Raw genomic sequence first — 6717 nt, 5'->3', positions numbered from 1 at the left:
GGGGCGTCGCACGAACATCGCACGCCACTGCCCGTCCGGCGAATACCGGGGCAGACCGCGGACCGCCCCCTCGACGCGCTGGTACGCGACGCCGAGGATGCATCCGCCAAACATCGAATGGGTAGGCAAGCCAGGCGTCAGGCGGGTTACGCGAACTAGGCATGGCAGTTGGTCCTTGGAAGCCGGGGGAAGTTCGCACCACGCCACCCGGCACACTGAAGTGGGTCCTCGAAGGACGACGTCGGTGGTGCGGTGGGCAGCCATTCGGTCAGCAAGTGAACCTCGCCGTCGTACATCACCCTCGTTCCGACACCGCTGTGAACGCCCGCCCACGTCATACAGCAACTCGCGGGTTGAGGTCGATTGCGAAGACAGAACTTTCGACAGATCTGTGCTCACCTCGTGCGTCCATAACATGTGGTGCAACTGCGTCGCCAGTGTCATGACCATCTCGTCGGCATGACCCGTGTCGGCCGATGCTCCGACCGGGTCGGCTGGTGCCGTGGTCGCCCGGTTGCGAGATACCTCAGCTTGCTGATGACTCGGCCAGCGTTGCGGCCCTGAAGTTCCTGCCCGTGGCGCACGAAGCACATATCGGACGGTGTCCATTGCTGGGATCGCGGTCGATCTCGATGGCGACATACGACTTGTCGCATATGGCGCATTGAATGCGATCGTTCCAGAGGTCGTTCACTTCGGTATGCGGGTCGAAGGGCCGATTGAGTACGGTTTGACTTCCTCTACCCGCCACCAGGAATGCGGCATAGATGACTACCGCCAGGACGAACGTGATCACCAGCGCCCATGTGGAGGCCAGCCCACTCTTCGACGCGATGAGATAGATCCCGACGCCCGAGGAAGCCAACCACGCCGTAATACCGCCAGAACTGGAGTTTCTCACCCGTCCGGGCCGAAACTCGAATGCGTTGCGCGAATTGGAGAGCCGATGGTACGTGATGTGCACCAGTGCGATTCCGACCCAGGCGACGAGGACGGCGCCTTGGTAGGAAAGCCATGTTCCGATGAAACTGAACACGTCGAGGACCATGACGGTGAACGAAACCACTCCGACGAAGAGAACCCAAACGAATCTGGGCAATGTCACATTGAACGCGCGCGAGAAGAAGCTCTGGAAATTCGTGGACGCAAGATAGAAGTTGGCAGTGTTGATTTTGGTCTGCGTGGCCACGATGAAGATCAGTCCGAAGATTCCCATCAACTTCACGATGCCGACGACAAGGCTGGCCTCGGTGACTCCCCCGCTGTCCAGCGGAATGGTGTGCACGAGATAGATTCCCACGGCACCATTGACGAAGATGGTGAAGAAATAGAAGGTGAATCCAAAGGTGTGAAAGCCGTTCACGCGGATGTCTTGGGTGCGTCCCATTCGCGCGAAGTCGAATGTGTAGAGCATGTTGGAGAACACGCCCATATAGATAGCGAAGACGAACAGCCAGCCGGGTCCACCCATGGCCGTCGGCTCGGAGGGTGTGGAAGTAAGCCAAGCGCTGTTGTAGCCGAATACCGCGGTTGACCAGATCACCGCGGCAACCAGGCCTATCGCAAAGATCGGTAGCAGAAACGCGTTGATCTTCTCCAGCCAAACCCGAACCCCACCCAGCACCAGCGGGATCGCGCACAGAGTCACGATGAGGTACCAGAGCTGAATCGGTCCCCCGAATTGCGTCTGAGCGGCAACTGCGAGCACTGATCCTTCGAACACGGCGAACCAAGTGCCCGTAACGGCAAAGAAGAGTGTCGCGATGGACGCGCCGTAATAGCCAAACATCGAGCGGGAGAACAGCCCGACGGTCAAGCCGGTCTCCGCAGCGGTCCTTGACATGTAGCAGCAGATCGCCCCGTGTACCACCACGGCCGCAGCCAGGCCGATCAGTGTCTGCACCGTACCCACGACCAGGGAGGCGCCCGCCGCGACCACCACCCAGAACATCGCTGCCATGACCGCCGACCAGGCCAGCGCCATCTTCGGCGAGGAAAGCCGCCACGTCCGCGGTACTACGTGCAGCGAATAGTCGTCACGCGCCGCCTGCGCAACCACGGCAGGGTCGTCGACGCGCGTTATGTTCAGCACGGGTAGTGGGGATGTTCCAGCCGCCGCGGCCCCAAGTACCGAATGTTCGTCATTGCCAGGCATGTTCAATGGTTTCTCCAATCAACTTGCGATGACGGGCAGGGCAGACCACTTGGCCATGTGGACGACGCGAGCGGCCGACTCAACTGGTCCCATGGACCGGAACGTCATGGCGGGCCCAGGCGCGGGACGGTCGTCCCGCCCGGGCATGCGATTCTGGGACAGTTAGGCGGGAACGGGTGTGCCGCGGTGGATCTCGTCGAGGTCGCGGGCGCGTGACTGAGTTCCATCACCCGGATCCTTGTGGAAGACGCCGTCTTTCATGATGCCGACGATGCGGCTCTGGTCCTGCAAGATGGTGATGTCCTCAAGCGGGTCACCGTCGATGAGGATCATGTCGGCCAGGAAGCCGGGCTTGACCTGACCGAGTTCGTCGGGCATCCGCATGATCTGTCCGCCCAGTACGGTTGCGGCGAGCAGCGCCTCCTTCGGGGTGTAGCCGAGTAGTTCGACGAAGTGCTGCAGGTCGCGGGCGTAGGTGCCGTGGGGAGTCCAGGCGAACCCGTAATCTCCGCCGGGCAGGACCCGGATGCCGCGTTCCTTCATCTTCTTCAAACCGTCTATGGCGCACTCGAGTTCGTGTTTGTAGCCGGCGGCTTCCGCAGCTTCGGGCGGGTAGCCGAAGTCGGCGGCGTCGTGAAGGGTGGCGACGAGCCAATTCAGGCCTGGAGCGACGAATATCTCGTCCTTCTTGGCTTCGAGCATGTCGAGGCCTTCTTCGTCGACGAAGGAGGCGTGGTAGATGATGTCGACGCCGTTGCGAACCGACATCTTGACCGAGTCTCCGGAGCGGGCGTGCGAGCAGACCCGCAGTCCGCGGCGATGGGCTTCAGTGGTGGCGGCGAGGGTTTCCTCGTCGGAGAAGTAATTGTCCTTCGCGTGCTGGTTGCCGGTGATCTCTTCTCCCGACATGGACAGCTTCACCAGGTCGGCGCCGAGTTCGACGTTCTTGCGGACGGCTTTGCGCATTTCTTCGGGTCCGTCGGCGAAGGCGGTGATGCCCTCGACGAGGGCGCCGCCGGTGACGGCGATCTCCTGACAATTGGCCAGGTAGCGCGGTCCGGGGATCTGACCGGCGTTGATGGCATCGCGGATCACCACGTCCAGTCGAGCTTTCGCCGCGGCCGCGCCAACGCACATGGTGTAGCCGGAGTCGAGGTAGGTCTGCGCGGACCGGGCGCACAGCAGGGTGTGTTCCTCGACGCCCATCGTGCCCAGCCCGGGCAGGTCCGCGGAATTCACCCATGAGAAATGGGTGTGGGCGTCGCAGAGTCCGGACATCAGGAACTTGCCCTGACCGTCGATGACTCGGACCCCGTCGCGGGGCAGGTCCCCGCTTCCGGGCCGGACTGCGGCGATGCGGTTGTCACGGACCAGGACTTCGCCGTCGAAAGGGTCGGAACCCGAGGAGTCGAAGACTCGCACGTTGGTGAAGAGCACGGAGGTTTGGGTGGGCAGTGCAGAGGACATCGTCGTCACTCCTCTCGTTGGGGGTGGTCAGGGCTTGGTGAGGAATTCGATGAGCTGAGCGGTGACGGCGGCGGGGTCTTCGAGGCTGTGCCAGTGCCCGACACCGTCGAGGACGTGCAACTGGGCGTTCGGGTAGAGGGACAACAGTTCTTCGTTGGTGGCGACGGGGCTGACCTTGTCCTCGTCGCCGGTGATGAGAAGCACTGGTGCGTTGATGGAGGCGAAGTCGGGTTCGACTGCGGCGGCCAGCGCCTCGCATGCTCCTGCGTAGCCCTCCGGGTCTTGACCCAGGAGCAGTTCACGGACTGCGGCGACCGAGACGGGCCGATCGGTGTGGGTGACTTTCGACAGCGCCGCGCCGAGGATGGTGTCGGCGACGGCGGACATGCCGCCGCCGCGGACGGTCCGTGCCCTACCCCGGGTCGCGGTCTTGGCCTGCTCGGGCTGCGCCCGAACCGCCCCCAGCAGAGCAACTTTGGTGACCCGGTCCGGATAGCGTGCAGCGAAGGTGTTGGCGACCAGGGTGCCCATCGAATGCGCAACCAGCGCGGTCCGCTCGATGCCCGCCGCGTCGAGAAGCTCGACTAGTTCGGCCACCCAGCCGTCGATGCTCGGCGCTCCGGCGTACGGGGAGCGTCCGTGCCCGGATAGGTCGTAGCGAATGACGGTGTGCGTCTCGGCGAGCGCGGCGACCTGCGGTTCGTAGACGGTCGTGGCCCCACCGAGGCCGTGGATCAACACCACGGCAGGGCCGGATCCTGTCTTCTCGACGAACAGGCGGTGGGTGCCCGCGGCGACCAGGGGGTTGGTATCGGTGGGGTCGGCGATGACGTTGTGCAGCTCGCCGAGACCGGTCGCCGTCACTCGGACTTCGTCACCGGGCTGCAGGTACTTGGGCGGATTGAACCCGATGCCGACGCCGACGGGGGTGCCGGTGGCGATCACGTCGCCGGGCTCCAAGGTGATTCCTGCGGAAAGGGTTTCGATGATGGTCGGCACGTCGAAGATCAACAGCGAGGTGTTGGTGTCCTGGCGCAGTTCACCGTTCACGCGGGTCTGCAGTTGCAGGTTGGTGATGTCGACCTCGTCTGCGGTCACCGCCCACGGGCCCAGTGGGCAGAACGTGTCGAGCGACTTGCCGATGAACCACTGCTTGTGGTCGCGTTGCAGATCGCGTGCGGTCATGTCGTTGATGAGGGTGTAGCCCCACACGTACTCGAGAGCGTCGGCTTTGGACACCTTGGAGGCGCGTTTGCCGATGATCACGCCGATCTCCCCTTCGTAGTCCAACGCGGAGGTGATGTCGGTGTGCGGGTCGATCGGATCGCCGGTGGCGATGACGGTGGCGGCGGGCTTGGTGAACACAGCCGGGTACTCAGGCAGGTGTTCTCCGTCCGGGCCGCCGGTGGCGTCGAAGCCGCTGGCCGCGAACTCCGCGGCATGCTCGGCGTAATTCTTGCCGACGCAGAAGATGTTGCGGTGCGGGACGAGCGGTGCGAGCACCTTGCCCGGCTCTGCGGTGGCCGCGATGCTCAGCCGCCCGGCGGCCTCGGGGCCCGCGTTGATGACGTCCTGCAGGGTGCGTACCGGTGCGCCGGTGTCGGAGAACGACACCGCGCGAGCGGCTCCGTCCTGATCTACTGCGCAGACCCGGGGGCCTTCCGTGTGGTCGATCCGTGCAAATCGCACGTGAAACCTCCGATGAGTTATGGACCAATCTGGACCAGAAATCGTTTCAGGTATGTATTGGCTACGATAGGTTCCAGAGATGTGATCGTCAACACCTATGGGCCATGCCAAAAGTCGCAAAATGCCGTAGCTTTGGTTCGAATTGGTACTACGGAGGTGTGCAATGACTATGACGGTGGGACCGGCGGCGGTGGCGCTGCGATTCATCGATCACCTGGTATCCAACAGCGGGCTCAAGCCGGGCGACAAGCTGCCCACCGAGCGAGAACTTGCCGCTCAAGCCGGCGTCAGCCGGGCCGTGATCCGATCAGTGCTCGATGACCTGGAGGCGCGCGGGGTGCTGCTGCGTCAGGTGGGACGGGGCACCTTTCTCACACCGAGCGACCCAACCGCCAGCGACGGGTCCGATCACCCCAGCCCCGGCGAGATCATGAGCTCCCGGCTGACGGTGGAGCCAGAACTGCTTCCCTTGGCGGTGGCAGCTGCCACTCATGCCGACATCACCGAGATGCGACGATGTCTGCGCGGCGGAGAACAGGCCCGCACCTCGGAGGAGTTCGAGCGCTGGGACGTCGCCCTGCACCACAGCTTCGCCTTGGCCACCCACAACGCGGTGCTCATCGGGGTGAGCCGTCTCCTGATCGACAGCCGGCGGCAACCCATCTGGGGCGGGCTCAAGAAACGGACCTTCAACCCCGAGCTTCACCTCGAGTATTGCGCCGAGCACGACCACATCGTCGAGGCGATCGCCGACCGTGACCCCGACAGCGCACGCCAGGCCATGCGCACCCATCTGCGTCACGTCCGCCGAACCCTCCTGGGCGACAACGACTGACGTGCCGAGTACGTTGTCGGTTTCGTGCGTTGAGGCTGCAGTGAATCAAATCCGCGTAGGATTTGTCGCCACCAATCACCAGTGCGCCCCGGCTGCCTGTGCGCCTCGGGAAAGAGCCGACCGGCATTACTCACCACTTGCCTCGAGGTATCTACTGACAGGTATTCGCCGACCAAGTCGGCGCTAGCCGCGGCGCGTCGCTGGTGTCAGACAGCTTAACCCAAGAAAGGAGGTGTGCATCAAACGCGGGACGGTTCAGTCTCGTTTTCCACTGTCCGGCCACGTATTCTCAATTTGGTGTCATTAATGACACGGCGATGACATCGAAATTGAGACGATGACATCACGGGCTGTAGCTTCTCAAATCCGGTGTCACACCGCGACCTCCTGACCTGCGATGATGTGAGTTGTCTCACGCGATGTCATCGAACATTTGTCTCAAACTCGTGTCCCTAAGTTGGTAGTTGTCCGGGGTTGGTGCCCTGGATGCCCACGGCGGCGGGGTGTAGCTGAAATTCGTGTGCTGTTTTGTGGCTGAAAATGACTGGCTGCCCCGTCGCGCTGGACGCTC

Annotated in this window: 4 protein-coding genes; 1 reads left to right on the top strand and 3 read right to left on the bottom strand. The window is 63.0% G+C overall.

The genetic code is table 11. From position 1 onward, the window contains the following. Positions 1-526: 526 nt before the first annotated feature. The 3 genes from QOI01_RS19055 to QOI01_RS19045 form a co-directional block, all read right to left on the bottom strand. Entirely contained in the window at positions 527-1939 is a 1413-nt protein-coding gene (locus QOI01_RS19055; RefSeq protein WP_526383658.1) for a purine-cytosine permease family protein, read from the bottom strand. 378 nt (positions 1940-2317) lie between these two features. Beyond that, on the bottom strand, positions 2318-3622 hold the full coding sequence (locus tag QOI01_RS19050) for a metal-dependent hydrolase family protein (protein WP_526383656.1): 1305 nt from the start codon (positions 3620-3622) through the stop codon (positions 2318-2320). A gap of 27 nt (positions 3623-3649) precedes the next feature. Further along, on the bottom strand, positions 3650-5311 hold the full coding sequence (locus QOI01_RS19045; RefSeq protein WP_526383654.1) for a bifunctional fumarylacetoacetate hydrolase/alpha/beta hydrolase family protein: 1662 nt from the start codon (positions 5309-5311) through the stop codon (positions 3650-3652). Positions 5312-5474: 163 nt separating this feature from the next. Here QOI01_RS19045 and QOI01_RS19040 point away from each other — a divergent pair, with 163 nt between their 5' ends. Further along, a complete protein-coding gene (locus QOI01_RS19040; protein ID WP_526383652.1) occupies positions 5475-6146 on the top strand; it encodes a FadR/GntR family transcriptional regulator in 672 nt (223 codons plus the stop codon). Positions 6147-6717: the final 571 nt, after the last annotated feature.

Source organism: Mycobacterium sp. (assembly GCF_032162605.1).
GTDB lineage: Bacteria > Actinomycetota > Actinomycetes > Mycobacteriales > Mycobacteriaceae > Mycobacterium.
Note: the sequence above shows the minus strand (reverse complement) of the source record. Positions and strands in the feature narration are given on the sequence as shown.